Source organism: Aneurinibacillus sp. UBA3580 (genome assembly GCF_002375825.1).
Classification (GTDB): Bacteria; Bacillota; Bacilli; order Aneurinibacillales; family Aneurinibacillaceae; genus Aneurinibacillus; species Aneurinibacillus danicus.
This window is the reverse complement of sequence record NZ_DFMZ01000132.1, coordinates 1-219: the sequence shown is the minus strand read 5'-3', so window position 1 is coordinate 219 and position 219 is coordinate 1. Positions and strand designations below refer to the sequence as shown.

The 219-nt window shown below is 59.8% G+C and carries 1 pseudogene; it reads right to left on the bottom strand.

Going from position 1 to position 219, the window contains the following annotated elements:
• Window positions 1–219, bottom strand: a pseudogene (locus tag B2899_RS17370) (phenylalanine--tRNA ligase subunit beta); the annotation flags it as partial.

The window sequence follows — 219 nt, the reverse complement described above, 5'->3', positions numbered from 1 at the left end:
CCCGGCTGGCCGCCCCTGCAAAACAAGCTGCGCCGTTCTTCCGGGATGCATGCCTTTTAAGTCTTTTGCAGGGCGGTATTCAATCCCCGTAATGCCCAGGCGGTTCAACAGCACGTCCAGGATCCCTTTCACGAGGTAGAAATCCACCGGCTCCGCTTTCTGCTGCCAGTGCGGTCCTACCCAGTTGCCGGTCAGAAGGCCTGCCAGCGTCAAACGCTC